The organism is Flavobacteriales bacterium (genome assembly GCA_016699575.1).
Lineage (GTDB): Bacteria > Bacteroidota > Bacteroidia > Flavobacteriales_F > PHOS-HE28 > PHOS-HE28.
Genome location: CP064979.1, coordinates 4,003,967 through 4,029,420, shown reverse-complemented (window position 1 = coordinate 4,029,420; position 25,454 = coordinate 4,003,967). Strand labels below are relative to the sequence as shown.

The 25,454-nt window shown below is 60.1% G+C and carries 22 protein-coding genes and 1 tRNA gene; 9 read left to right on the top strand and 14 right to left on the bottom strand.

Going from position 1 to position 25,454, the window contains the following annotated elements; translation table 11 throughout:
* Nucleotides 1-34 precede the first annotated feature (34 nt).
* Nucleotides 35-2,938, top strand: coding sequence for an insulinase family protein (locus tag IPJ76_16900; protein ID QQR86248.1), 2,904 nt, complete (start codon nucleotides 35-37; stop codon nucleotides 2,936-2,938).
* Nucleotides 2,939-2,942: 4 nt separating this feature from the next.
* On the opposite strand, the gene IPJ76_16895 is transcribed toward IPJ76_16900, so the two are convergent.
* Entirely contained in the window at nucleotides 2,943-3,980 is a 1,038-nt protein-coding gene (locus tag IPJ76_16895; protein QQR86247.1) for a T9SS type A sorting domain-containing protein, read from the bottom strand.
* A gap of 105 nt (nucleotides 3,981-4,085) precedes the next feature.
* Between IPJ76_16895 and msrA the strand changes: the two genes are divergently transcribed.
* Nucleotides 4,086-4,751, top strand: coding sequence for a peptide-methionine (S)-S-oxide reductase MsrA (gene msrA / locus IPJ76_16890; GenBank protein QQR86246.1), 666 nt, complete (start codon nucleotides 4,086-4,088; stop codon nucleotides 4,749-4,751).
* A 4-nt stretch (nucleotides 4,752-4,755) separates the two neighbouring features.
* Here msrA and IPJ76_16885 read toward each other — a convergent pair whose 3' ends face one another.
* From IPJ76_16885 to IPJ76_16875, 3 genes are all read right to left on the bottom strand, one after another.
* The gene (locus IPJ76_16885; protein QQR86245.1) at nucleotides 4,756-5,781 is read right to left on the bottom strand and encodes a hypothetical protein; all 1,026 of its coding nucleotides are present in this window, start codon (nucleotides 5,779-5,781) and stop codon (nucleotides 4,756-4,758) included.
* An 83-nt stretch (nucleotides 5,782-5,864) separates the two neighbouring features.
* Nucleotides 5,865-6,200: a hypothetical protein gene (locus tag IPJ76_16880; protein QQR86244.1), complete on the bottom strand. Its 336-nt coding sequence runs from the start codon at nucleotides 6,198-6,200 to the stop codon at nucleotides 5,865-5,867.
* A gap of 3 nt (nucleotides 6,201-6,203) precedes the next feature.
* Nucleotides 6,204-7,241, bottom strand: coding sequence for an LLM class flavin-dependent oxidoreductase (locus tag IPJ76_16875; GenBank protein QQR88495.1), 1,038 nt, complete (start codon nucleotides 7,239-7,241; stop codon nucleotides 6,204-6,206).
* An 86-nt stretch (nucleotides 7,242-7,327) separates the two neighbouring features.
* Between IPJ76_16875 and IPJ76_16870 the strand changes: the two genes are divergently transcribed.
* Nucleotides 7,328-8,155, top strand: a complete 828-nt coding sequence (locus tag IPJ76_16870) for an alpha/beta hydrolase (protein ID QQR86243.1) — start codon at nucleotides 7,328-7,330, stop codon at nucleotides 8,153-8,155.
* Between the two features lie 3 nt (nucleotides 8,156-8,158).
* On the opposite strand, the gene IPJ76_16865 is transcribed toward IPJ76_16870, so the two are convergent.
* The 3 genes from IPJ76_16865 to IPJ76_16855 all read right to left on the bottom strand — a co-directional run bounded on the left by IPJ76_16865 (nucleotide 8,159) and on the right by IPJ76_16855 (nucleotide 11,116).
* Nucleotides 8,159-8,599: a doxx family protein gene (locus IPJ76_16865; protein QQR88494.1), complete on the bottom strand. Its 441-nt coding sequence runs from the start codon at nucleotides 8,597-8,599 to the stop codon at nucleotides 8,159-8,161.
* 274 nt (nucleotides 8,600-8,873) lie between these two features.
* Nucleotides 8,874-9,839, bottom strand: coding sequence for a hypothetical protein (locus IPJ76_16860; protein QQR86242.1), 966 nt, complete (start codon nucleotides 9,837-9,839; stop codon nucleotides 8,874-8,876).
* Between the two features lie 32 nt (nucleotides 9,840-9,871).
* A complete protein-coding gene (locus IPJ76_16855; GenBank protein QQR86241.1) occupies nucleotides 9,872-11,116 on the bottom strand; it encodes an aminotransferase class I/II-fold pyridoxal phosphate-dependent enzyme in 1,245 nt (414 codons plus the stop codon).
* A 165-nt stretch (nucleotides 11,117-11,281) separates the two neighbouring features.
* On the opposite strand from IPJ76_16855, the gene bamD reads away from it, so the two are divergent.
* The 6 genes from bamD (at nucleotide 11,282) to IPJ76_16825 (ending at nucleotide 18,173) form a co-directional block, all read left to right on the top strand.
* Nucleotides 11,282-12,088 (top strand): outer membrane protein assembly factor BamD, encoded by an 807-nt coding sequence (bamD, locus tag IPJ76_16850; GenBank protein QQR86240.1) that lies wholly within the window; start codon nucleotides 11,282-11,284, stop codon nucleotides 12,086-12,088.
* On the top strand, nucleotides 12,085-12,432 hold the full coding sequence (locus IPJ76_16845) for a DNA-directed RNA polymerase subunit omega (protein QQR86239.1): 348 nt from the start codon (nucleotides 12,085-12,087) through the stop codon (nucleotides 12,430-12,432). Before bamD ends, IPJ76_16845 begins: the two co-directional genes overlap by 4 nt.
* Before the next feature lie 29 nt (nucleotides 12,433-12,461).
* A complete protein-coding gene (coaBC, locus tag IPJ76_16840; GenBank protein ID QQR88493.1) occupies nucleotides 12,462-13,655 on the top strand; it encodes a bifunctional phosphopantothenoylcysteine decarboxylase/phosphopantothenate--cysteine ligase CoaBC in 1,194 nt (397 codons plus the stop codon).
* Between the two features lie 2 nt (nucleotides 13,656-13,657).
* The gene (locus IPJ76_16835; GenBank protein QQR86238.1) at nucleotides 13,658-14,566 is read left to right on the top strand and encodes a DUF4835 family protein; all 909 of its coding nucleotides are present in this window, start codon (nucleotides 13,658-13,660) and stop codon (nucleotides 14,564-14,566) included.
* A 63-nt stretch (nucleotides 14,567-14,629) separates the two neighbouring features.
* Nucleotides 14,630-14,702: transfer RNA gene (locus IPJ76_16830), tRNA-Arg, on the top strand.
* Between the two features lie 276 nt (nucleotides 14,703-14,978).
* On the top strand, nucleotides 14,979-18,173 hold the full coding sequence (locus tag IPJ76_16825) for a right-handed parallel beta-helix repeat-containing protein (GenBank protein QQR86237.1): 3,195 nt from the start codon (nucleotides 14,979-14,981) through the stop codon (nucleotides 18,171-18,173).
* 2 nt (nucleotides 18,174-18,175) lie between these two features.
* Here the strand turns inward: IPJ76_16825 and IPJ76_16820 are convergent, their stop codons facing one another.
* The 7 genes from IPJ76_16820 to IPJ76_16790 are packed head-to-tail and all read right to left on the bottom strand — an operon-like array spanning nucleotide 18,176 to nucleotide 25,416.
* Nucleotides 18,176-18,904, bottom strand: a complete 729-nt coding sequence (locus IPJ76_16820; GenBank protein QQR86236.1) for a tetratricopeptide repeat protein — start codon at nucleotides 18,902-18,904, stop codon at nucleotides 18,176-18,178.
* The gene (locus IPJ76_16815) at nucleotides 18,901-20,649 is read right to left on the bottom strand and encodes a protein BatD (protein ID QQR86235.1); all 1,749 of its coding nucleotides are present in this window, start codon (nucleotides 20,647-20,649) and stop codon (nucleotides 18,901-18,903) included. The genes IPJ76_16820 and IPJ76_16815 overlap by 4 nt, the downstream gene beginning before the upstream one ends.
* Complete coding sequence (locus IPJ76_16810; GenBank protein QQR86234.1) at nucleotides 20,649-21,389, bottom strand: tetratricopeptide repeat protein; 741 nt, start codon at nucleotides 21,387-21,389, stop codon at nucleotides 20,649-20,651. The genes IPJ76_16815 and IPJ76_16810 overlap by 1 nt, the downstream gene beginning before the upstream one ends.
* Nucleotides 21,386-22,528 (bottom strand): VWA domain-containing protein, encoded by a 1,143-nt coding sequence (locus IPJ76_16805; GenBank protein ID QQR86233.1) that lies wholly within the window; start codon nucleotides 22,526-22,528, stop codon nucleotides 21,386-21,388. The genes IPJ76_16810 and IPJ76_16805 overlap by 4 nt, the downstream gene beginning before the upstream one ends.
* Nucleotides 22,525-23,607, bottom strand: a complete 1,083-nt coding sequence (locus IPJ76_16800; protein ID QQR86232.1) for a VWA domain-containing protein — start codon at nucleotides 23,605-23,607, stop codon at nucleotides 22,525-22,527. The genes IPJ76_16805 and IPJ76_16800 overlap by 4 nt, the downstream gene beginning before the upstream one ends.
* Nucleotides 23,597-24,535 (bottom strand): hypothetical protein, encoded by a 939-nt coding sequence (locus tag IPJ76_16795; GenBank protein ID QQR86231.1) that lies wholly within the window; start codon nucleotides 24,533-24,535, stop codon nucleotides 23,597-23,599. Before IPJ76_16795 ends, IPJ76_16800 begins: the two co-directional genes overlap by 11 nt.
* On the bottom strand, nucleotides 24,532-25,416 hold the full coding sequence (locus IPJ76_16790; protein ID QQR86230.1) for a DUF58 domain-containing protein: 885 nt from the start codon (nucleotides 25,414-25,416) through the stop codon (nucleotides 24,532-24,534). Before IPJ76_16790 ends, IPJ76_16795 begins: the two co-directional genes overlap by 4 nt.
* Between the last annotated feature and the right edge of the window lie 38 nt (nucleotides 25,417-25,454).

Here is a 25,454-nt window from a genome sequence, read left to right as displayed (position 1 = left end):
AGGTTGCGCATCTTCACCACCCGATCGCTCCACCATGAACCGAACCCTGCCCACCCTGATGCTTGTCGCCGCACTGGCCCCCGCCACAGCCCAGAAGCAGTACACCTATGTGAGCGTGCCCAACGATCCCATGGGCGCGCGCATCTACACGCTGGAGAACGGCCTGCAGGTGTACCTGAGCCAGAACAAGGACAAGCCGCGCGTGCAGACGAACATCGCCACACGGGCAGGCAGCAAGAACGACCCCGCATCGGCCACTGGTTTGGCGCACTACCTGGAGCACATGCTCTTCAAAGGCACCCATTCCATCGGCACCATGGACTGGGCCAAGGAAAGCGCCCTGCTGAAGCAGATCAGTGACACCTACGAGCAACGGCGGAACACCACCGATGAAGTGAAGCGCGAGGCCTTGTACAAGCGCATCGACAGCCTGAGCTACGAAGCTGCCAAATACGCCATCCCCAACGAGTACGACAAGATGGTGTCTTCGCTGGGAGCCAGTGGCACGAACGCGTTCACCAGCACCGAGCGTACGGTTTATGTGAACGACATCCCCAGCAACGCACTGGAGAAGTGGATGATGATCGAAAGCGTGCGCTTCCAGGAACTCGTGCTGCGCCTCTTCCACACGGAACTGGAGACGGTCTTCGAAGAATTCAACAGGGGGCAGGACAACGACCAACGCAAGTCGTTCACCGCCATGGCCGAGCACCTCTACAAGAAGCACCCCTACGGCACGCAGACCACCATCGGCACGGGCGAGCACCTGAAGAACCCCAGCATGGTGAAGATCCATGAGTACTTCGACACCTATTACGTGCCGAACAACATGGCGGTGGTGCTGGCGGGCGACATCGACTACGATGCCACGATAGCCATGGTGGACAAATACTTCGGCGGGTGGAAGAGCAAGCCGGTGCCCGCGTTCACGTTCACACCGGAAGATCCCATCGCAAAACCCGAAGCTGTGGAAGTCATGGGCCCCATGGCCGAATGGGTGAGCCTTGGTTGGCGCTTCGGTGGGGTGAAGAGCGGCGATGCCATCATGATGGACCTCATCTCGGGCCTGCTGAAGAACGGGCAGGCCGGCCTCATCGACATCGACCTGATCCAGCAGCAGAAGGTGCTCGACGCCGGGGCGTTCAGCTTCGAGAGCACGGACTACTCACAGTTCGGCATGAGCGCCAACGCCAAGCAGGGCCAGACCTTGGAAGAAGCGCGCGACCTCTTGCTCGCTGAACTCGCCAAGGTGCGCAACGGCCAGTTCGACGATTGGCTCATCGAGGCCGTGGTGAACGACAAGCGCCAGCAGCAGACCCGCTTCTGGAACGAGAACAACAGCATGCGCGCCAGTGCGCTCACCAATGCGTTCATCCTGCGCAAGGACTGGGCTGACGTGGTCGGCTACCTCGACCGCATGGGCAAGATCACCAAGGAGCAGGTGATGGCCTTTGCGAAGGAGCGCTTCGGCGACAACTACGTCTGCGTGTTCAAACGCACCGGCGAGGACAAGAACACCTTCAAGGTGACCAAGCCAGCCATTACCGCCATTCCCATCAATCGCGATGCGCAGAGCGACTGGTTCAAGGAGTGGGAGGCCGCAGGCATGAAGGACATCGAACCGGCGTTCGTTGACTACGACAAGTCCATCCAGCGCGGAACGCTGAAGTCTGGTGTTCCGGTTGCCAGCATCCCGAACACCAGTAACGACCTCTTCACCCTGGTGATGGTGCAGGACCTCGGGGAGCACCACGACCCGAAACTGAAGCTGGCCGTGGAATACCTGCCTTACCTCGGCACGGAGAAGTACAGCGCGTCCCAGTTGCAACAGGAGTTCTTCAAGCTGGGTTTGGAGTTCAGTGTGCAGAGCGGGACCGACCGCAACACGATCACCCTCACCGGACTGGAGAAGAACATGGTGCAGGGCCTGGCCTTGCTGGAGCACTTGCTCGCCAACGCACAACCGAACAAGGAAGCGTGGGCCGAACTGGTGAAGGACATCGCCAAACAACGCGCGAACAACAAGAAGAACAAGGGCATCATCATGAGCAGCGCCATGCTGAGCTATGCGCGCTACGGGGAACGCTCGCCCTTCCGCAACATCCTCTCACAAGCCGAATTGGACGCAGTTGATCCAGCGGAGTTGGTAGGCCTTATCCACGGCCTCACAGCGCATGAACACCGCATCTTCTACTACGGTAATGCACCGATGACCAAGGTCGTGGCGACCCTGGAGGCGGAGCACAAAGTGACCGCACCGTTGAAGAAGTACAGGCAGGATGCGCCGTACACCGAGCTTGAAACAAAAGAGAACCGCGTGCTCTTCGTGGACTACGACATGGTGCAGACCGAGATGATGCTCGTGAGCCATGCTGGCGCGTTCGACGCGGGCAAGCTGCCCTATGGCACGCTCTTCAACGAGTACTTCGGCAGCGGACTTTCCTCCATCGTGTTCCAGGAGATCCGCGAGGCCAAGGCGTTGGCGTATTCCGCGAACGCGCAATTCAGCCGACCGCAGCGCAAGGAGGACGCCCACTACGTGCGCGCCTACATCGGCACGCAGAATGACAAGCTCGGCGACGCGGTGACCGCCATGCTGGACCTCATGAACAACATGCCAGCCGATGAACGCATGTTCAACGGGAGCAAGGATGCGGCGCTGAAAAACCTTGCCAGCCAGCGCGCCACCAAGGAGGCCATCTACTGGAGTTGGGAAAGTGCGCAGCGGCTCGGGCTGAGCGAGGATCCAAACAAGGCTCTGTACGAAGCGATGAAGTCGGCCGATCTGAACGGTATGGGCGCCTTCTTCAAGGAGAACATCGCGGGGCGCAACTACACCTACATGGTCATCGGCAAAGCGGACAAGTTGGACATGGCCGCTCTGGAGCGTCTTGGGCCTCTGACCAAGCTGGGTCTGGAGGAGATCTTCGGGTATTGAGCGTTCAATGCACCATCACAGGCACCACTGCACGCGCGTCCGTGATGAGCGTGTAGTGCCCGGGTGTGAACCCGCCAACATCCACATGGTGGGTTGAAGTGAGCCCTGCACCGGCGAGCACCTGGCGCCCTAAGGCATCGAGCATACGCCATTGGCCGATGGGCCGTCCATCGCCGCGCGACAACCACAGATCGGTGCTGGCGGGATTCGGGTGAACGCTCAGCCCACTGGATGCAAGGTCGACCGTCGATTGCACAACGAACGGCTCGCTGTCCAACTGGCACGGACTGCCATAGTCAACGGACACGGTGTATGTTCCGCCTTGGAACGACGCTGAGATGCACTGGGTCGTTCCGTTGACAACCGGTATCCCATTGATGGCCCATTGATACGAATTCCCGGCCGGGTCGGCGCATAGCTCGGTGCCCACCATGCTGATCGTCGGTTGCATCACTGGTTCCTGCACAATGATCCATGGGTAGCTCATCTCGCTTTGCACATTGGGGCAGCCGTTCTGCTGTGCGGTCAGGGTGTACGTGCCCGGTGCCGTCACGATCAATGTGTCATTGTTCTCCCCGCTGATCAACACGCTGTCTTCGTACCACTGGAACCCGGTGTTGTAGGGCGGCTGCGCCAGCAACAGCAGCGTGTCGTTGGCGCAGATGGTCAGCTGTGTGCTGTCCACGGAAAGCACGTCGCCGCTGTAGTACACCTGCGGTTGAATGAAAGCATAACCATCGATGGCCATGGTCGGGCTGCTTTCCGTGCAGCTGTCCAACGTCACATGCACCTTGAAGAACGAACCAGCGTCCAGACTTCCGTACACCTCCAAGGTTTGGTTGGTGGCGCCAAGTATGGGGTCCATGTTCCGGAACCATTGATAGGCATCCCCGGCCATAGTGCTCAGCGTGAAGGTGTCGTCGGGGCAAAGGACAAGGCTGTCGGGGATCACCATCGGGTCGTGAAGGCATTGCGCGTGGCACATTGGTCCGGTCAGCAAGGATGCCAAAGCCAGCAGGGTAGGGCGTAAGCGTGTAGTCATGGTCAGAAGACGGTCGAAAGTAGTCGGGGTGGGTTGTGGCTTCTTAACAAGCGGCACGCATCCGTTCACCGGTCGTTGTCCGTAGTTGAACTTTGCCGACCAGCAATGACCATGACCCGCACACACATTCTTGCCTCCCTTGTCCTTCTTGTGGCTGCCTGCGCGAACTCTCCAGCGCCGGTGCCCAGCACCGCCGGCTTACAGGGCGAAGCGCGAGCCGATCCCGCCAAGGACCTTTCCCGTTTCAGCAAAGCCTACTTCGCCAGCGGTTGCTTCTGGTGCGTGGAAGGGGTGTACGAAAGCGTGCGTGGGGTGGAGGAAGCCGTGAGCGGATACGCCGGTGGCACGAAGGAAAACCCCACCTATGAAGAGGTGGGTACCGGACGAACAGGGCACGCCGAGACCGTGGAGGTGTACTACGACCCGGCGGTAGTGTCCTTCGCAACGCTGGTGCAGGTATTCTTCGACAGCCACGACCCCACCGTGCTCAATGGCCAAGGCCCCGATGACGGCTCGCAGTACCGGTCCATCGCGTTCTTCCAGACACCCGAGGAAGAGTCGGCCATCCGCAGGGCCATCGCGGACATCGAAGAAGCCAAGACCTTTTCCAGGCCTGTGGTCACAGAAGTCGTGCCCTTCAAGAAGTTCTGGCCCGCCGAGGAGTACCACCAGAACTACGTGCAGCAGAACCCGGGTGCGGGCTACGTGCGCAATGTGAGCATGCCACGGATCGAGGACTTCAAGGCGAAGCAGCCGGAACTGCTGAAGTAAGTGATCAACGAACCACCGTCACCGCAACCGGCTTCTCTCCTTGCAAACTGAACCAGTAGCGGCCGGTGCTTGCACCACCGAGGTCGATGCGCAGGCGGGCGACGTTGTTCGCCTGCCCGCTGCGCACGGTGCGTCCGGTGATGTCCACCAGCTGCCACGCGCCGGTCATCGGCTTGCCGCTGCTGATGGTCAATTCATCGCGGGCCGGTACCGGCCATGCAACAAGACCCGCTGCCGCAGGATCCTCGCGTACGGACGTCACAAAGTCGAACGGTGCGCTGTAGTTCGGGCATTCAGTGCCGTAGTAGGCCGTTACGGTGTATGAGCCACTGGTGGTCGGTGTGATGCAGGTGCTCCCGTTGATGGGTGCGCCGTTCAGGTACCACTGCAGACTGGCCGTTGGCGGGTCGACACATAGTTGACCGCCGTTCTGCACGATCGCCACAGGCAGTGCTGGATAGAAACTGTACGACAGGACTACGCCCAAGGTCTGGTTGAAATTGGGGCAGATGGCTGGCGCACCTGATACCGTGTAGTTGCCGGTCGTGGTGACGATCAGCGTGTCGTCCGTAGCCCCGGGGATCGGTTGGTTGTTGTCGTACCACTGGATATTGGTGTCATAGGGCGGCATCAAGATCAGTATGGCCGTGTCACCTTCACAGTAGTAGAAGTTGGCCATGCTGTCGACGTGCAACGGATCGCCTGCGGTCATCACCGTCAAGCCAATGAACGCCCAGCCATCCACCAATACCGAAGGCGACATCTCCGTGCAACCACTGTCGGTGACTTCCACGCTGAACGACGAGCCCGCGTCCTGCGCGTATGAGACGGGCAGCTGTTGGCTGGTAGCGCCGGTGATCATGTTACCGTCCTTGTACCACTGGTAGCTGTCATACACCTGCGTCATGAGCACGCCCACATCGTCGGGGCACAAGATCAGATTGTTCGGTGTGATGGTCGGGTCGAACGGGCATTGCGCGATCGTTGCGGTGCCGGAAGCGATGAAGAGGAGCGTTGAGAGTGCTTTCATGTTGGTCGTGTCGAGGTGATGACGTTGTTCATCGTGCCGCGCGCTGCCCCGGCACATGAACGTTCACTGATCTTCACGTTCCGTCACTTCCTGCCTGCATGCACAACGGCAGCGGCCACTGCTTCGAGAAAGACCTTCTCCGGCACTTTGCCCAAGTGCATGATGGTGGCCCCACTGAGACCCCATTTGCTCGGGTGCTGAACGAAGGCCCCGCTGCGGTGGTCCAGCCATTCAGTTTGGAGCGCCTTGTCGAACATCAGCACCGCAAAGCCTTCGTCCAACCACAGCGTCATGAACGTGCGTCCCGGTTTTCCACCGGGCTTCTTCGCCTTCAAGCGGAACGCCACCTTGCCGAAGTGGTCGTACTCCTCGCATGGCCAGTTGGCCAGTGTCGTTTCCCGCGCTGAAGCAATGTCCATCGCTCACGAAGATGCGATCATCGCCTTCACTTTCGGGATCACCTCTGTGGCATAAAGTTCAATGCACCGCAGGAGTTTGTCGTGCGGCATGCTGCCAACGCTGAACTGCAGGCTGAAGCGTGTGAAGCCGAAGAGCTGGTATTCGCGGAAGATCTTCTTCGCCACCGTGTCCGGGTCGCCGAGCAGCATTGCTCCTTGCGGCGACACTTCGAAATCGAACTGCGGCCGACCCACTGGTCCCCAACCGCGCTCTTTGCCGATCCGGCCCATTTGCATCTGGTACCGCGGCCAGGTGAGTTCGGCTGCCTCCTCGAACGTGTCCGCAATGAACCCGTGGGAGCCGATCGCCAGCTGTAGCTTCTTCGGGTCGTGCCCGCTTTCCTGCCACACGGCTTTGTACAGGTCGGTGTAGGGTTTGAAACGCGCCGGTTCGCCGCCGATGATGGCCAGCGTCATTGGCAGCCCTAGGGTGGCGGCGCGCACCACGCTTTCGGGTGTGCCGCCTACCGCGATCCACACCGGCAATGGGTTTTGGACCGGACGCGGATGCACGGCTTGACCGTTGAGCGGTGCTCGGTGCTTCCCCTTCCACGTGATGCGTTCCTCCGTCCGCAACTTCAACAGCAGCTCCAGGTTCTCGGCGTAGAGCGTGTCGTAGTCCTTCAGGTCGAAACCGAAGAGCGGGAACGATTCGGTGAAGGAGCCTCGGCCCGCCATGATCTCCGCGCGGCCATTGCTCAACAGGTCGAGCGTAGCGTATTGCTGGAACACCCTCACGGGATCGTCCGAGCTGAGGACAGTGACGGCGCTTGACAAGCGGATGCGCTTGGTCCGCGCAGCAATGGCCGCCAATACAACGGCAGGTGCCGATGCGATGAAGTCCTCGCGGTGGTGCTCGCCCACACCGAAGACATCGATACCCAAGCGGTCGGCCAGTTCGGCTTCTTCCAGGAGGTTGCGGTGGCGTTCCTCGGCGCTGATCTTCTGGCCGGTGAAGGGGTCGGGAGTGTGGTCAACGAAGGTGTAAATGCCGAATTCCATGCGGCAAAGGTCCGGCTCGGGCCCTTCCACGTTCTTGAACTGGTGCAAGAAGATCGTTCGCACCTTTCGCGGACGAACCCAAGCTCATGCGATTTGCTCATCACTTCTTCATTGTCGCGCTTTGTGCAATACCCGTGTTGTGCACCGCGCAGGAACCGGTTGTGGAACCCTTCGTCTTCGGCGAGGTACACCCGCTCCGATCCACGGTCTTGGAGCAGGACCGGGTGCTGAACGTGTACCTCCCGGACGGCTATTCGCCTGACAGCGCCGCCAAGTACCCGGTGATCTACGTACTGGACGGCACCCATAACGAGGACTTCCCGCACATCGCTGGCTTGGTGCAGTTCATGAACATGTACGAGCTGCTGCCGACGAGCATCGTAGTAGGCATCGCGAACAACGGCAAGTCGCGCTACCACGATTTCACCCACGCGACCAGGGGCGACAGCGATCTGGTGTGGATCCCCACGGGCGGAGGATCCGATGCCTTCATCAACTACATCGCCGATGAGGTGCTGCCATACGTGGACAAGACCTTCAAGACCAACGGCACGCGCACCATCATTGGCCAGTCGCTCGGTGGCTTGTTGGCCAACGAGATCCTCTTCAAACGACCGGAGCTTTTCGACAACTACGTGCTGGTGAGCCCGAGCCTGTGGTGGGACAATGGCTCATTGGCCTCGCAGGCCGAAGGCTGGGCCAAAGCGAACAGCAAGGCACGCAAGCGGGTGTTCCTGGCCATGGCACATGATGATGATTGGATGAAACCGCAAGGCGAAGCCGAAGTGGCCGCGTTCAAGGCCCACACGCAAGCGCCCTTCAAATGGCACTACGAGTACTTCGAGAAGGAGAGCCATGCCACCATCCTGCACCGGGCGGTGTACGCAGCGTTCGAGTGGATGGGGAAGGAGTGAGCTTCAGGCGCGTTTCGGCCGCAGGAGCAGGAGCGCTGCACTGGCGAACACCAGGTTCTTCACGATGTACTGGCCCACCAAGGTGAGGCCGAACGGAACGTTGGTGAACGTCAGATCAGGGAAGAAGACCATGGGCGCGAACGTGCAGGCCATGTGGCCCAGCAGGGCGTAGACGACCAGCTTGCTGCGCAGACCGATCAGCAAGCCAGCACCAATCGCGCACTCCAGCACCGCCAGCAGCACCACGGCGGTCCTGCCGGTGATGGCCCCGAACGTCAGAACACCAATGGTATCAGCGGCCAATCCTTCGGCAGGGCTTACGGCCGGGAAGAACTTCAACGCCCCGAACCACAGGTAGCACAGGGCGATGCTGCCGCGCACCAAAGCCAGTTCGTTGATGGCCGCGCTGCTTCTGGAGAAAGTTGCGCTGGCGCGGAGGATCATTGTTCGCATGACGTGTATCGCTAGTAACGCAACCTAGGCGGTGGGATACCTGACATTGCTCAGGTCATGCGACTGCCGGATTCCATCATGTGAGGTCCTGGATCGCCAATGCCCGAGACGCTTATGGCCAGGGAAGGCCACAGCGCTCACGTCCAAAAAGGCGAAGAGGCATATGGTGCTCGATACCGTTACGGGCTATGAAGTTGCGCCCCACACTGATGGCGCATCTGGCGGTGTGCAGGGCCGCCGCGCTGATGACGAAAGAGCAATGGGCCTAGAGTTTCTCCCTGGTGCAGAGCCGCTTCCACATTTTCTCGCTCTGTAAATGGTAGTCCTTGTCAAGGTAGATCACCTCGCTGTCCCAACTGTTCTGGACCATGATGATCTGTGATCTACCTGAGCGAATGGCCGTGACGAATTGGAATCGCTCGTTGCTCGCCAACTTCCTTTCAAGTTCCTCTGCAGATAGGACACGGACATCCTTTGGGCACGTCAGTGCAAGATTCTTGTCTTTGGTCACAATGAACCACCATGCTTCCTTTTCGATATCCCACGTTTCCATCATGTCCGCGCGAACGAACAAGGAGTCGGTTCGGGCGGCGCGGTAATCGGCTTCTTCCCAGATGTTGTTGAAGAACAACTTGCGCTCGCCGTTGGAAAGCATGATGGACATTAGTTTCAGACTGCTCGCAACGAGTTGTGGTGTCCAATTACGGATCTCGGCGTCGCTGTACAGGTAGGGCAGAATCTCACCTTCTGTTTCCATCTTGCCAAAGTGCCCGGCCTTGTCCCAGTTGGCCGTGCGAATGGAGATGTCAAGCAGTGAGTACCCCAAGGTCCGCTTGAACTGTTCTACATTGTCGCGGTAGATGGACTTTGCCCATGGCAGCCAGATCTCCATACGCGGCTCTTGCGTGACGAAGCCGTTAACCCAAAGCTGCACCGGCGTGATCGTGATGAACGAATAGCCGCTCAGAGCTTTCATGTTCTCTGTGTACTTCCCGAAGTCATTGAGGGGATGCACCTCAAGCGGTGTCAAAGTCCAAGCCTTCTTCAGTGCCGTTTCCCATTCGGCCGCGTTGCGTGCATCGCCTGAGCGCAAGAAGAAGATTGTCGTGGTGCCCTTGAACTGGGTGAGCACATCTTCCCATTCCTTTTTTGGAGTGTCCGTGCCGATGTCGAATTGAGCGCTGGCCGTAAGGGAAAGCATGAGCAGCGCAACGCCGAGAGACTTCTTCATGGGAGGGTCGAGTCGTTGGAAAATCAATGGTATCACACTGTCGCCACCTTCTCCGCCTTGTAGGCCCCTGCCTCCAGCTTCTTCTTCACCTCTTTGAAGCTCTCGATGGTGCGGCGCACGTCCTCCAAGGCGTGCGACGCCGTTGGGATGAGGCGGAGCAGGATCGTGTCTTTCGGCACCACGGGATACACCACGATGCTGCCGAAGATGCCGTGGTTCTCGCGCAGGTCCATCACCACGTTTGTGGCTTCGGGGATGCTGCCCTTCATGTACACCGGCGTAACGCAACTGTTGGTATTGCCGATGTCGAGCCCGGCTTCCTTCAAGCCGCTTTGGAGCGCGTGGGTGATGTCCCACAGCTTGGTGTTCAGCTCGGGCATGCTGCGCATCATCTCCAGGCGCTTCAGTGCACCGATGACGATGGGCATCGGTAGGCTTTTGGCGAAGGTCTGGCTGCGCATGTTGTAGCGAAGGAACATCATCACGTCCTCGGGGCCGCTCACGAAACCGCCGATGCTGGCCATGGCCTTGGCGAAGGTGCCGAAGTAGACGTCGATGTCCTTCTGCACGCCTTGGTGGTCGCCGGTGCCGCGGCCGTCCTGGCCCATCTGCCCGAAGCCGTGGGCATCGTCAACGAACAAGCGGAAGTTGTACTTGGCCTTGCGCTCAACGATCTCTTTCAGCTTGCCTTGGTCGCCGGCCATGCCGAACACGCCCTCGGTCATCACCATGATGCCGCCGCCGGTCTCCTTGGTGAGTTTGGCGGCGTTCTCCAACTGCTTGTCCAAGCTGGCCATGTCGTTGTGCTGGAATACGAAGCGCTTGCCCATGTGCAGGCGCGCGCCATCGATCATGCAGGCGTGGCACTCGCTGTCGTACACCAGCACGTCGTGGCGGGAGAGGAGCGACTCAATGGCGCTCATGCAGCCTTGGTAGCCGTAGTTCAGCAGGAAGGTGTCCTCCTTCTGCATGAAGTCGCTCAGGGCGTCCTCCAACTGCTCGTGGTACTTGGTCTGTCCGCTCATCATGCGGGCGCCCATCGGGTAGGCCATGCCCCATTGGGCGGCCGCCTCGGCGTCCACTTTGCGCACTTCGGGGTGGTTGGCCAGGCCCAGGTAGTTGTTCAGGCTCCACACCAGCACGGGCTTGCCGCGGAAGGTCATGTGCGGGCCCAGGTCGCCTTCGAGCTTGGGGAAGCTGAAGTAGCCGTGGCTGTTCTTGGCGTGGTTGCCGATGGGACCGAGGTCCTTGCGGATCTTGTCGAAGATGTCGTTCATGCGGTCAGCAATAGAGCGCGGCGAAAGTAACCGGGGCCGGTTGAGCGGAAACTGACGTCCGTTCGGGGCCGCTTACCAGATTTTCACAGGGCGGGCTGGAATACCGTTCCGTGCGCTCCGTTCCCGGCCTGCTACATTCGCCGCCCCTTGACCGAAGCCCTGTCCATGCGTTCTGTCCTCCTGCTTTTGCCAGTGCTTCTCCTGGCTGTTGGTTGCGGGGAGTACAACAAGGCCATGAAGAGCTCGGACATCCGGGTGAAGCTGGCCGCCGCCGAGAAGTACTTCGAGCAAGGAAAGCACGAAAAGAGCATCGTTCTGCTGGAGGAATTGCTCTTCATTACCCGGGGCACCATGGAAAGCGAGCGGGTGAGCTACCTGCATGCCATGAGCTGGTTCTATCAGGAGGATTACACCATGGCGGGCTACTACTTGGAGAACTTCGCCAAGACCTTCCCGAACAGCCCGCGCGCGGAGGATTGCTCCTTCAAGAGCGCCTACTGCAACTACCGCAACAGCCCGGTGTACGAGTTGGACCAAGGGGAGACCCAAGCGGCCATGGACAAGCTGCAACTATTCCTGGTACGGTATCCCGAAACCGAGCTGCGCGACAGCAGCAATGCCCTTATGGACAAGCTTCGAGTGAAGCTGGAGGCGAAGGAGTGGGCTGCCGCCAAGCAGTACATGCACACCCGTAACTATCTGGCGGCCAGTAAGACAGGCGCGGAGTTCGTGCGCAAATGGCCGAACAGCAAGTACCGTGAAGAGGGCTATTTCATGGTGCTGGAGGCCAGCCATGCTTTGGCCATGAACAGTGTAAGTCGCCGCAAGAAGGACCGCCTGAACGACGCGATCCGCGCATACCATACTTTCGCCGACGCTTTTTCGGAGGGTGATCGACGGCAACAGGCCGACCGCCTCCACGAGCAATTGACCGAAGAACTCCAACGACTCGAATCCGCTTCCGCCCCATGAACCCCCGCAACCTGAACGCCGCCAAGACCACCGTAACCCGCGACATGAGCAAGCTCGATACGGGCAGCGGCAACGTGTACGAGACGGTTTCCGTTCTCGGCAAGCGCGCCAACCAACTTGCGCTTGAGATCAAGGAGGAACTGGGCGCCAAACTGGAAGAGTTCGCCATGAGCGGTGAGAACCTCGAAGAGGTCTATGAGAACCGCGAGCAGATCGAGGTGAGCAAGTACTACGAGCGCCTCCCGAAGCCCAGCGCCATGGCCGTACAGGAACTTCAGGACGACAAGATCTACGTGCGCCGCCCGGAGCAGCCCGCCCAGTTGCCGGCCGCTGACCAGAACTAAGCGCCATTCCCGTTCCGGTGGAAGCACGCTTGACCCGCAACGTCCTGTTGGGCGTATCGGGCAGCATTGCCGCATACAAAAGTGCCGCGTTGGTGCGCGAACTGGTGAAGGCCGGTGCACAGGTGCAGGTGGTGATGACCCCTGCGGCCCACGATTTTGTTACGCCCCTTACACTGAGCACTCTCAGCAAGCGACCGGTGCTCACCCACATGATCGATCGCTCGGGCGAAGGCACGTGGAACGACCATGTGCATTTGGCGCGTTGGGCCGATGTTATGGTGGTGGCCCCGGCCAGTGCCAACACTTTGGCCAAGATGGCCCAAGGCCTTTGCGACAATCTTCTGATGTCCGTGTTCCTCAGTGCTACTTGCCCTGTGTACGTCGCACCGGCCATGGACCTGGAGATGTTCAAGGATGCCACCACGGGCAGCAACCTCAACCTGCTGATCCAGCGCGGTGTGAAAACGATCGGTCCGGACAGCGGTGAATTGGCCAGTGGTCTGGAAGGGCAGGGGCGTATGACCGAACCGGAGGGTATCGTGCAACACCTCGTTGCCGACCTGATGCTGAAGAGCAAGTTGGTTGGCAAGCGCGTGCTGATCACCGCGGGCGGAACGCAGGAAGCGCTGGACCCGGTGCGGTACATCGGCAACCGGAGCAGCGGGAAGATGGGGTTCGCTCTGGCCGAAGAAGCTGCTGCACGCGGTGCCATCATTGAACTCGTAACGGGCCCGGTGGCGTTGCAAACCGATCGGCCCGGTGTGAAACGGACCGATGTGGTCAGTGCGGCCGAAATGGCAACTGCGTGCGAACGTTCGGCCACGCAATGCGATATCATCATCATGTCCGCCGCAGTGGCTGATCATCGCCCCAAGTCCCCTGCCGATCGGAAATGGAAGGAAAAGGACAAAGGGCTGACAGTGGAGTTGGAACCCACCGTGGATATCCTGAAAGGGATCGGGGCGCGCAAACCGGCCGGCCAGATACTGGTCGGTTTCGCGCTGGAAACGCACGACGGGCTGGCCAACGCAAAAGGCAAGTTGGAGCGCAAGAACCTGGACATGATCGTGCTCAACACGCTCGGCGAACCGGGCGTAGGCTTCGGGCACGACACGAACAAAGTCACCATCGTGCGCCGGGACAAGGATCCCGAGGAACTGCCGTTGATGACCAAGGCCCGAACGGCTGCTGCTATCTTGGACCGCCTCGAAGAACTCCTGTGATCATGCGTCGATTTCTGCTCTACCTGACCATCTGCCTGCCGCTCGCATTGATCGGCCTGCGCAGCGCCGCGCAGGAGTTCAATTGTCAAGTGACCGTGATCGCTCCACAGATCGCCAACGGCGACCCTCGGACGTGGAAGAGCATGGAGACGGCCATCACCGAGTTCATGAACACGCGCCGCTTCACCAACTTCAACTTCACGGCTCCCGAGCGGCTGGACATGAGCCTGCTGGTCACCATCACCGAAATGCCCGCGATGGACCGCTTCAAAGGCACGCTGCAAGTGATCTACGCACGGCCGGTCTACAACACGGATTACAGCAGCAGCGTGATCAACCTGCTCGACAACGACTTCGAGTTCCAGTTCCTCATGAACACACAGCTCGAGTTCGCTCCCGAACGCTTCACGAGCAACCTCACCAGCGTGCTGGCCTTCTACGCCTACTACATCCTCGGCGTGGATGCTGACACCTACAAGCTCAACGGCGGCACCGACTTCTACAACCTCGCGCAGCAGGTGGTGAGCCAGGCCCAGAACGCGAACGAATCCGGCTGGAAGGCCTTCGAGGGGAACAAGAACCGCTACTGGCTCATCGACAACCAGCTCCAGTCGGTGTTCAGACCATTGCGCGAATTGTTGTACAACTACCATCGCGCAGGCATGGACACGGCCCACGAGAATGTTGTGACGGCCAGGAAGGCGGTCGCAGCTTCGATCGAGAAACTGCGCACGGTGCACCAGGCAAAGCCGGCGAGCTACAATCTCCAGGTGCTGTTCAATGCCAAGGGCGATGAGCTGATCGAGCTCTTCAAGCCCGCCGACCCCGCCGAGAAGGCGAAGATCTTCAACACGCTGCAGATCGTCGACCCTGGGAACATCAGCAAGTACCAGGCGATGATGCGGGGTTGAAGCATTGGCCGTACCATACTTGTGAGGCGTGCTGTGGGAGCGATCCACCACCTTTGGTGCCTCGACCCCGTAGCTCAGTGGATAGAGCAGCTGCCTTCTAAGCAGCCGGTCGCAGGTTCGATTCCTGCCGGGGTCGCTAAGGTGGATAGCACATCCCGCCTTTCCGGGCGGGACGGTCGCAGGTTCGATCCCTGCCGGGGTCGCTAAGGTGGACAGCACATCCCGCCCTTCCGGGCGGGACGGTCGCAGGTTCGATCCCTGCCGGGGTCGCCATCGCTTTCTGCGGTAGTCGGGGCCACTGAACGTTCATCGGATCGTGGCCCGCAGTGGTCGAAATGTTGGATCAGCCTCATGCGACGTGCGTTCAGGGTGCAGGCAGCGCAAGATTTTCGCGCCGCGACAACGACCACCCATGAAGCGCCTCCTCCCGTTCGCTCTGTTGGTTCTGGCACTCGCTCAAGCGAAGGCCGTTACCTACTACGTCTCCCACGACGGTAGCGACACCAACAATGGTACGTCGAGCACCACGCCGTGGAAGACCATTGACCGCATGAACCAGGCCCGTTTCGGGCTTTTGCCGGGCGATCAGATCCTGTTCAAGCGCGGCGGCACTTATGAAGGTACGTTGGAGATCCCCCTGAGCGGAACAGCCAGCCAGCACATTGTGGTTGGGGCTTACGGCACGGGGAACACACCGATCATCAGTGGCAGCAAAGCCGTGACCACTTGGACGGTACACAGCGGCAGCATATGGAAGGCCACTGTATCGGAAGACGTGAAACAGGTATTCGTGGGCGGTGCCATGCAGCAATTGGCCCGTTGGCCCAACACGGGCTGGTTGACCAACGACAACGGCTCCATGACGAGCCTCACGGATGCTTCCATCAATCAATCCAATGGCTACTGGACAGGAGCCCGCTTGGTGATCCGCAGCAGCAACTGGAGCTACGACTGCCCCACCATTACCGGCCACACGGGCAGTACGATCACCTTCGGTACGGTGTTCAGCAACCTGGCGCAATACAACTGGGGCTACTACCTGTGCAACAAGTTGAGCGAACTGGACGCTCCGGGCGAGTGGTACTACGATGCGAACACCGACCAGCTGTACCTGTGGGCACCCGGTAGTGCGAACCCGAACGGTCTCAGCGTCCGCGCCCAGATCCGTGAAAAAGGGCTCATCATCCACGCCAACATCCATCACATCGACGTGCAGAACCTCGCGTTCCAGCACCAGAACTACGCGGGCATCAGCGAGGAGGGCGGCAACAACAACACGGTGACGGGCTGCACGTTCACCGATCTCTTCAAAAGCGTGCAGGCGTACAGCACGAACGATGTGTTCAGCGGCAACACCATCATGCGCACGCAGGGCACGGGCATCTTCATCATCGGCAACAACAACCAGGTGCTGGACAATGTGCTCCAGGACATCGCATTGATCCCCGGGGCTGGTGAGAGCACGTGGGGCTACATCGGCCTGCGGAGCTACGGCAATGGGCAAACGGTGCGGGGCAATCGACTGACCAACATCGGCTACATCGGCATTGCGCTGGAAGGGCAGGGGTTGGTGGAACGCAACGTGGTGAAGGGAGCTATGGGCATCTTGAACGATGGTGGTGGTATCGCCTTCGATGACTGCAACGGGTTGGTGATCCAAGACAACATCGTGGACGGGATGGTGGGCAACATCGAGAGCAGTGCCTCGAATTTCCCGGCCTACCACAAGATCTGCCACGGTATCTACTTCGGCGACAGCAATATCCAGAACACCACGGTGCAGCGGAACATCGTGGCGAACTGCGCCGGCAGCGGCATCCACGTGGACCACACCATGCTCAGCGCCGGCAACCAGGTGAAGGACAACACGCTGTTCAACAACGAGAACCAGATGACCATCAGCGATGCGAGCAATTACAACGGGGCTGGTGCCACGCCGCCGTTCCATATGCCCGCGTTCAATGATGTGTACTCGGGCAACATCCTTTACTGCTTGAACAAGGACCAGTTCTGCGTGAAGAAGTACAACGTGTACGCCAACACGCCTGTGGATTTCGGGACCTTCACGAACAACCGCCTTTTCAACCCTTGGAACGAGGTGAGCACCTGGGTGCACAACACCTTCGCGGGCACGCACACGTACTACACGGTGGAGCAATTGCAGCAGGAACTGGGTGAGGAGAGCGGCACCACGCGCAGCCCATTGCGTTTGAACGCGCACACCGTTGCAAGCGAGCTCAGCGGTGAACTGGTGGTGAACGGCAGCTTCACCACGAACGTAACGGGGTGGGGCGGTTGGCCCACGAACGCGTCGTCCACGCGCGACCTGACGTACTTGGACAATGGCGCCCTCAAAGCACTGTTGCCCAACAACAGTTTGTACGACACCTATTCGGTGATGAACCCGGACCAGTTCGCCGTGACCAACGGGGAGTGGTACAGGATGAAGTTCAGCCTGCAAAGCACCGGGCTCGGTCATGTGTTTGCCAGCCTGAAAGGCATGACACAGCTCATCGGCCCGAACACGATCCATACGACCCGCGTACCGTTCAGCCCGGAAAGGCGTGAGGTGGAGCTCATCTTCCAAGGCAACCTCACGGACCAGGCCAAGGTGCTCTTCACGAACCACTACACGGATCCCACGTACTGGATGGACAACGTGAGCGTCAAGCGCGTGTCCGTGACACCGGTGGATCCTTCCGTGAACCACAAGCTCTACTACAACGAGAACACCACGGCGCAGACCATTATCCTGCCGGGCGGTTGCTGGAGCGATGTGAACGGTGCGCTCTTCAGCGGGACCATCACACTGCAACCGTTCACGAGCAAAGTGCTCTATCTGTACACGGGGCCGGGTTGTGTAACCGGGCCCACAACGGGTACCGTGTCGGCGAAGGCTTTCCTGAGCGGGCCGTTCAACAGCGGTACGGGCATGATGGGCGATAATCTTCGGGTGCTCGGTTTGATCCCCACAACCGAGCCTTTCACGACGCAGGGCATCGCGCTGGCCAACCCCGGTGCGGTGATCCCCACGGCGCTGTTGCAAACCACTGGCGCAACAGGCCTAGTGGACTGGGCCTTGCTGGAGTTGCGCAACCCGGACGGGACATACTCCCTTGCAGAACGCAAAGCCGTGCTCCTTCGCCGCAACGGCGAGGTGATCGGCGTTGACGGAAACCCCGTGATCTCGTTCGGGGTGGCCACCATGGGAAAACACCTTGTGTTGAAGCACCGGACGCATTTGGGTGTCATGTCGGCACAACCCATCGCCACCAATGGTCAACTGATTGATTTCACGGCGACGGCCACGACATTGTACGGCACCAACCCGACCACGACCGTGGGCACCGCTCGTGCACTCTGGATGGGCGACCTGAACGGTGATGGGACCGTGCGCTACACCGGGGGCAACAACGACCGCGACCCGATCCTGGCGGCCATTGGTGGCACCCTTCCCACCCAAGTGCTTACCATGCAGTACCGCAACGAGGACGTGAACATGGACGGTATCGTGAAGTACGTTGGTGTTGACAACGATCGCGACCTCGTGCTGACGGTCATCGGAGGAACGGTGCCTACCGCAGTGCGCACCGCGCAGGTGCCCTGAGCTCAGATCCGTTCCAGTTCGGCCTGCTTCATCCAACCAACCGTTCCGTTGGCCAGTTCGATCCGGCACCATCCGCCGGTCGTGGAGGTCAAGGACACCTTGGTGCCTTCGTGCAGCACGAACACGGTTGTTCCCGATGCGCGCGGCTCGCTCTTCACGTCCACTTTGGGGGCCATGATGATGGCATGACCATCGTCATGAAGCGTGCTTGAGCGCCGCGCCGCAAGCCCGAATGCCAGGAGCGTGATCGCACCGGCCAGTGCAGCCGCAACGCGCAACACTCTTTTCGCTGTTGACCCGATGAAAAGCGACACCGCCAACAAGACGAACGCAGCCGTACATGCCCATAGCGAACGGACCGCCCATGTGTCGATCGTGCGCCCTGCGAACCAGGTGCTCAATCCGCCACCGATGGCTATGCCGGGGGTGGAGTTGATGCGGTCCACGACCTGGGCGCGTGCGAGGTCGAGGTTGGTGCGGATATCGGCTTCACCCGGGGCTAGGCGATGGGCCCGCTCGTACCAGAGCACTGCTTCGGCCTTGTTGCCGAGCTTGAAGTGGCAATTGCCGATGTTGTAGAACAGGTCGGCCGAGGTGCTGTCCAGTTCGAGCACCATGTATCCCTTGAGCGCCGCGGCATGGTCACCAGCGATGTAGCTGCTGTCAGGGGTTGCGGCGCGCGCGGTCAGCACGAACGCGGGAACAAGCAGGAGGGAGGTTGCACGCTTCATGCCTTGAGCAGGTTTTCGGCCCGGCCGATGAGGGCTACAGCGCGATCATAGAGTTCCTGCCTCGGTGCGGCAGCCGATGGAGCAAACCGCGCCAAGTCGCATTCTGCTAGCAGTGTATCTGCGTCCTTCACCAACGCCATCCCCTCCGGACCGGTACCGAAACGTTCGTTCAACCGCTCAATCGTCACTTCGGCCGCGCCCAACCCGAGCTTATCACCCAGATAGCCCCGCAACGCCTTGCTCAACGCCGTGTGGAAGGTGTTGGCATCACCTCCGTTCAATGCTCCGTGTGCTTCTTTCAATCGTTGCCGGGCAAGCTTGTCGGCCTTGCGGCGCCGCAGGCCTTGCGGGTCGGCCATGTCGCCTTCGCGCTTGCGCCGGAAGAACCAGGCTCCCAGGAATAGCAGACCTGGTGCGAGCATGCCTGCCCAATAAGCCCATGACCCGAACAACTCTTCGCCCTTGGCGCGCAGATGCAGATCGCCCTGTCGGATGAACCGGATGTCGTTCTCCAATACCTCCACATCGCTGCGATCCGGTCGCTGAACACCCGGCACCTGAGCTTGCCCGCTCCCGGCGCCAACGCGCACAACGATACTGTCGCTCCTCAACGTTCGGTACGACTTCGTTCCGAGGTCGAAGTAGCTCATGGTTACCGGCGGGATCACGTATTCACCCTCGTGACGGGGGATGATCACCCATTCGAACGCACGCGAACCACTAATACCTGAAGCAGCGTTACCGATCTTGTCCAACACCTTCGGTTCGTAGCTCTCAAAGTCGCCGGGAAGCTCCAGTTCCGGAGCGTTGATGAGCTTCAGGTTGGCTTGACCGGCAACGCGCACGGCGAGCGTGATGGCTTCATCGGCCCCGACTTCCGAGCGGTCTGCGGTCGCCTGCATTTCCAGTTTGCCCACCGCACCATTGAAGTCGACCGGTGCACCCGGCGGCAACGGCTTCACCTTGAGGTCCACTTTGTTGCTGGTGAACTCGATGACCTCGCCCCGATGGAAGAAGTTGCGCCCCACCAGGGCCGACATGTTCGCCGGGCCGATGGAAATGATGCCGCTTTTCTGTGGATACAAGAGCTGCTCTTCCCAGATGGCCACCCGGTACTGCAGACCATTTAGCGTGCGCAGCCGGTCTTCCCAGTGCCGCTCTCCCTTGGTGAGGCGCTCCACCCAGAATCCAGCCGGATCAGGCACATCCATCTTCTCTGGTTGCAGTTCGTTGTAGCGCGACCAGAGTGTCCAGACAGCAGTCACGGGTTCACCAACGAATACTTCGTTCTTGCTTACCGTTACCGACATGAACAGATCGCGGTTGCCGCCTTGCACCACGACACCACTGCCGCCCTGTGCCGCCGGTGGCGCACCCATGGTGACGGTCATGTTGATGGTTTTGCTCTGGATGGTCCCCCCACCAACTCGCACCATTGCCGCCGGAATGGTGTAGGTGCCTTCCTTGTCGGGGGCCGTGAGCACCCATGTGTAAGCCGTGCTCCGGCTCATCCGGCCGTTGACAATGTTCATGCTCTGGCTCTGGCTTGCACCACCGGCCTGCCTGAAAGCGCCCCAGTTGGGCGGCGTGATCTGTCCATCGGCGTTGGACAAGGTGAGGGTGTAGCGGAACCGATCGCCTGCGGCCACGGTGTTCCGGTCCACGGTCGCCTCGAAGGTGATCTCCTGTGCCGACGCGACGAGCACAACGGCCAGGAATGACAAGAGGAGCAGAACGCGTTTCATCACCATTCCTTTTCAATGGGTACGCGCACTACGGCACGCATCTTCTGCCGCACTTTGTCCTGGGTTTTCTTCTCCTGGCGGTTCAACGCATCCAGCATCCGTTCAGCGTCCTGTTTGCTCATCTGGCCGGGTTGCTGCTGTTGCTGCTCACCGTCCTTGGGTTCCGGTTGTTCCTGCTGTTGTCCGTCCTTTTGCTCATCCTCGTTTTTCCCTTCGTCTTTCTTCTCCTGTTCCTGCTTTTCCTCGTCCTTCTTCTCCTGATCGTCCTTCTTTTCGTCTTGCTTCTGCTGGTGCTCTTGTTGCTTCAGCATGCGCTGGGCGTAGGCAAGGTTGTAGCGCGTGTCCTCGTCTTGGGGATTCTGGCGGAGGGCTTTCTTGTAGGCGTCGATGGCTTCCTTCGGCTTCTGCGCTTTGAGGTGCGCATTGCCAAGATTGTGGTTTGCACGGGCCTGCTCTTTCGGGTCGGTGGCCAACGCAGCCGCTGTGGAATACTGCTTCACGGCATCGGCGTACTGCTCCTGCTTGTACTGCGCGTTGCCAAGGTTGTATTGGGCGCGCACGTCCTTCGGTGCGGCCTCCACCGCCTTCATGTAGGCCTCAGCAGCACCTTTCGCGTCCTCCTTCGCATAACGCTGGTTGCCTTGGCGCAGCGCCTGTTCGGCGGTTTGCGTGCTGTCCTGCGCCGAGACGCCAAGCAGGGCCGACGACATCACGAGGACAAGGAACGTTCGGAACGTCATGCGTTGAAGGAGCGAAGGATGAAGCTGCGCTCGCCCGTGAGCAGCGCAGCGAAGATGAGCAGCATGCCGACCGCCAGGAACCATTGATAGTGGTCTTCGTGGCCGGTGAACATCATGGCACCCCGGTCGGTTTGTTCCATGTTGCGCAAGTCCTCGACGAGCTGAGCAACACCGGTGCGTTGTGGTGTGGCTTGCACGAAGGCGCCGTTGCCTGCCGCCACGATCTCCTGCAACATGCCAACGTTCAGCTTGCTCATAACGGTATTGCCTTCCTTGTCCTTCCTGAAGCCGTCCTCGGGGTGATCGGCCCGGACAGGGATCGGCGTTCCGGAAGGGGATCCCATGCCCACCGCGTTGACGGTTATTCCTGCGGAAGCGGCTTCACGCGCGGCTGCTACGGCATCATCCTCGTGGTTCTCTCCGTCCGTGATGATGATGATGGTCCGCCCGCCCTTGCCGTTCGGGTCGAATCCTTGCTGCGCCTGGCGGATGGCCGCACCAATGGCCGTACCCTGCACAGGAACGATGTCCGGCCCTATGCTGCCCAAGAAGAGCCGCGCAGCACTGGCATCGCTGGTGAGCGGCAATTGCGTGAAGGCTTGTCCGGCGAACACCACGATGCCGAGCCTATCACCGCGCAACTGGTTGATGAGCTGTTCCAGAGCGCGCGTGGCTAGTTGCATACGGCTCACACCGAAGCCTTTGTCCATGGCAAGCATGCTGTTGCTCACGTCCAACGCAACGATGACGTCAACACCCTTGGTCTTCACTTCTTCTTGCCTTTCGGCGAGCTGCGGACCGCAGAGGGCGAAGGCCGTCCAAGCAAGCCCGAAGCGCAGCAGGATGAACTTCACCGCACTACGGACGCTGCTGAGGCCCGGGGCCAAACGCGCGACAAGTCCAGCCTCGCCGAAGCGGCGTATGGCCCGGTTGCGCCAACCGATGTTCAGGAGGAAGAGCAGCACGAGCACCGGTCCGATCAACTGCAAGGGCAGGTATTCAGGCCTGGCCAGTTTGAACGGTGGGACCAATTGGTCGATGAGCAAATAGACCGGTATCACCGTTCCCCAGAAAGCTAACTCCAGCAACAAAAGCACCAGGCCCATGCCTTCAACACTGTAGCGTGCCTGGTACCTCATGGCATGGACCGTAAAAGGGTAAGGTCGAGCAGCAACGCACCCAACAGCAAACCGCAGCCCCAGAGCAAGAGCGGTGCATACTCTTCGCTGCGACGGCTGTGCTCCGTCACTTTGCGGCGGTTCTTCTCCATGCGATCGATCTCGCTGTACACCGCGGCCAACTTCCGTTCATCAGTTGCCCGGAAACACTTGCCGCCCGTTGCCTCGGCAATGCCTTCCAGCGAGCGCTCATCGATCTCCACAGGCACCATGTCATAGTGGTAGGTGCCGTCCGGGCGAACGGCTACCGGGCTCAACGCTTTGCCGCGCGAGCCAACACCGATCGTGTAAACGCGCACCCCGTATTGCCGGGCGATCTGCGCGGCGTCAAGCGGCTGCACCGAACCGGCGTTGTTCACGCCGTCCGTGAGCAGGATCACAACCTTGCTCTTCGCATCGCTGTCGCGAAGGCGGTTCACTGCAGTGGCCAAGCCCATACCCACCGCCGTACCGCCTTCAATGTTGCCTGACTTCGCTTGCGCGAACAGGTCTTTCAGGACCTGGTGATCCGTGGTCAACGGACACTGCGTGTAAGCTTCGCCTTCGTACACCACCAGCCCCATGCGATCGTTGGGGCGGTCGTCGATGAAGCGCATGCCCACGTTCTTCGCAGCCGATAGCCGGTCGGGTTTCAGGTCGCGCGCCAACATGCTCGCGCTGAAGTCCATTGCGATGATGATGTCGATGCCGTCCACCGTTTCATCTTGCCAGCTGTTCTGCAATTGGGGCCGTGCCAAAGCCAGGATGAAGAGCCCCAGGCCGACGACCGAAAGCGCCGGGGGCAAATGGCGCAAATAGGGGAGGGCACCACCGCCGGAAACGTTCAACGCCGGCATCGTGCTCAAGTACACGGCAGGCCTGCGGCGGTTGCGGCGGAACAACCACCAAGCCATGACCATGATCAGGCCGACAGCGGCCCAACCCGCCCGGAGCGAAGCCCATTCGAAACGGGGATACAAGTAGACAGCTACTCCCACTACCGCCGCACATGCAGCCAACAACCATCCCAACAGCACCCAGAACTCCCGGTCAACGCGCATGGCCGCTCTGGGGTTGTGGGTTGTCGATGACAGCGTGGTCTTCGACCATGCGCAGTGCCGAGGCCATCAACTGCTCGTTCTCGCTGGGAGCCGGTGTCAGCTTCGCGAACTTCACAAGGTCGCTCAAATGGAGCATGTTGCCGAGTTTCCCGCGCTGCTCAGCGCTCATGCTGCTCAGTTTGAGTTCCTGCAACAATTCGTCACTCGTTTTCTCGAGTGCGGGTGTGCCGAAGCGCTCCTCCACGAAGTGCCGCAGGATGTCCGTGACTTCCGTGTGGTATTGCTTGTGCAGCCCTTGCTGCCACAAACGTTTGCGTTCAACCTCTTCAAGCGCAGATCGCATGCGCACGTGCAACGGCAACACGGGCGATGGCGGGGTAACCAACTCCGGCTTCTTGCGCTTGGAGAACCAAAGGACGAAGCCAAGCACGGCCAACAGCACGGCGGCGCCACCGGCGAGCCAAGGCCAGTTCTTCCTGAGCCATGCCCAACGGTCCGGTGCAACCTCATATATGCCCTTGATGTCTCTAATGGCCTGGGTCGTATCCACTTGCACGGTGGCCACTTGCAGTGCCAGCGCGTTGGTCTCCACACTGTCGCCGTTCACGACCATCCGGATGGGCTCTATCGCCCAGGTGCCACTGTCAAAGGACGTGATGACGATCTTCCGTCGCAGCGATATGCTACCGTCGGCACCGCCCAGCACGGTATCGGTTCCGGCATCTCGCACCACTTCCATGCGCTGCGGCAGGGTGTCGGCGAGCGCTGGCCATTGGAAGTCGGCGCCCTTGGGCAGATCGACACGTATGGTCAATTGTACCTGCTCTCCGATGCGGATAAGGTTCGTGTCGAGCTCCGCAACCGGGCTGGCTTGCTGACCAAAGACCAGCGCGGGCAACGCAAATAGCACGGAACACCACTCCCTCATCGTGCGTCGCGTTGGCGGAACAGGTTCATGAGCGGTTTCACGTAGCCGTCGCGCGTGGTGATCACGGTGTGGTCCACGCCCGACTTCCGCAGGGCTTCCTTGGTCCGTGCTTGAAGCTTCAAGGCTTCTGCACGATAGGCCCGGCGCACTATGGGGCTTCCGGTATCCACGAAACGCGTTTCGCCGGTCTCCGGATCGCAGAACTGCACGATGCCCACGTTGGGCAGCTCTTCCTCGCGGGGGTCCGAGGTGCGCAACGCCACGATGTCGTGCTTGCGGTTGGCGATCTTCAACGCATCCTGGTAACCGCTGTCCATCAGATCGCTGATGAGGAAGGCGATGCTGCGCTTCTTGATCACGTTGTTCAAGTAGCGCAACGCCTCAGCGATGTTGGTCCTTTTGCCCTTGGGGCGGAACTCCAGCAGCTCCCGGATGATCCGAAGGATGTGGCTGCGCCCCTTTTTCGGGGGGATGAACAATTCCACTTGATCGGTGAAGAGAATGAGCCCGACCTTGTCGTTGTTCTTGATGGCGCTGAAGGCGATGGTGGCGCAGGCTTCCGTGATCAGCTCCCGCTTGAGCATGTTCACGGTGCCGAACTCACCGCTGCCGCTCACATCGGCCAGTAGCATCACGGTCAGTTCGCGTTCCTCCTCGAACACCTTCACGAAAGGGTGCCCGAAACGGGCCGTCACGTTCCAATCGATGGTGCGCACCTCATCACCGTGCGTGTACTCGCGCACCTCGCTGAAGGTCATGCCACGGCCCTTGAACGCGCTGTGGTACTCTCCACCGAAGATCTGTTCGCTCAAGCCGCGTGTCTTCAGCTCGATGCGGTGCACCTTCTTGAGAAGGTCCTTGGTGTGTTGCGAAGTGCTCATACGCCCGCGTGTTCACGTACCTGTGCGCCCATGGCCGC

Bases quoted from the DNA above. Each gene is read 5' to 3' on its own strand.
- IPJ76_16900 (QQR86248.1), top strand. From the start codon at position 35: ATGAACCGAACCCTGCCCACCCTGATGCTTGTCGCCGCACTGGCCCCC.
- IPJ76_16895 (QQR86247.1), bottom strand. From the start codon at position 3,980: ATGACTACACGCTTACGCCCTACCCTGCTGGCTTTGGCATCCTTGCTG.
- msrA (QQR86246.1), top strand. From the start codon at position 4,086: ATGACCATGACCCGCACACACATTCTTGCCTCCCTTGTCCTTCTTGTG.
- IPJ76_16885 (QQR86245.1), bottom strand. From the start codon at position 5,781: ATGAAAGCACTCTCAACGCTCCTCTTCATCGCTTCCGGCACCGCAACG.
- IPJ76_16880 (QQR86244.1), bottom strand. From the start codon at position 6,200: ATGGACATTGCTTCAGCGCGGGAAACGACACTGGCCAACTGGCCATGC.
- IPJ76_16875 (QQR88495.1), bottom strand. From the start codon at position 7,241: ATGGAATTCGGCATTTACACCTTCGTTGACCACACTCCCGACCCCTTC.
- IPJ76_16870 (QQR86243.1), top strand. From the start codon at position 7,328: ATGCGATTTGCTCATCACTTCTTCATTGTCGCGCTTTGTGCAATACCC.
- IPJ76_16865 (QQR88494.1), bottom strand. From the start codon at position 8,599: ATGATCCTCCGCGCCAGCGCAACTTTCTCCAGAAGCAGCGCGGCCATC.
- IPJ76_16860 (QQR86242.1), bottom strand. From the start codon at position 9,839: ATGAAGAAGTCTCTCGGCGTTGCGCTGCTCATGCTTTCCCTTACGGCC.
- IPJ76_16855 (QQR86241.1), bottom strand. From the start codon at position 11,116: ATGAACGACATCTTCGACAAGATCCGCAAGGACCTCGGTCCCATCGGC.
- bamD (QQR86240.1), top strand. From the start codon at position 11,282: ATGCGTTCTGTCCTCCTGCTTTTGCCAGTGCTTCTCCTGGCTGTTGGT.
- IPJ76_16845 (QQR86239.1), top strand. From the start codon at position 12,085: ATGAACCCCCGCAACCTGAACGCCGCCAAGACCACCGTAACCCGCGAC.
- IPJ76_16835 (QQR86238.1), top strand. From the start codon at position 13,658: ATGCGTCGATTTCTGCTCTACCTGACCATCTGCCTGCCGCTCGCATTG.
- IPJ76_16825 (QQR86237.1), top strand. From the start codon at position 14,979: ATGAAGCGCCTCCTCCCGTTCGCTCTGTTGGTTCTGGCACTCGCTCAA.
- IPJ76_16820 (QQR86236.1), bottom strand. From the start codon at position 18,904: ATGAAGCGTGCAACCTCCCTCCTGCTTGTTCCCGCGTTCGTGCTGACC.
- IPJ76_16815 (QQR86235.1), bottom strand. From the start codon at position 20,649: ATGAAACGCGTTCTGCTCCTCTTGTCATTCCTGGCCGTTGTGCTCGTC.
- IPJ76_16810 (QQR86234.1), bottom strand. From the start codon at position 21,389: ATGACGTTCCGAACGTTCCTTGTCCTCGTGATGTCGTCGGCCCTGCTT.
- IPJ76_16805 (QQR86233.1), bottom strand. From the start codon at position 22,528: ATGAGGTACCAGGCACGCTACAGTGTTGAAGGCATGGGCCTGGTGCTT.
- IPJ76_16800 (QQR86232.1), bottom strand. From the start codon at position 23,607: ATGCGCGTTGACCGGGAGTTCTGGGTGCTGTTGGGATGGTTGTTGGCT.
- IPJ76_16795 (QQR86231.1), bottom strand. From the start codon at position 24,535: ATGAGGGAGTGGTGTTCCGTGCTATTTGCGTTGCCCGCGCTGGTCTTT.
- IPJ76_16790 (QQR86230.1), bottom strand. From the start codon at position 25,416: ATGAGCACTTCGCAACACACCAAGGACCTTCTCAAGAAGGTGCACCGC.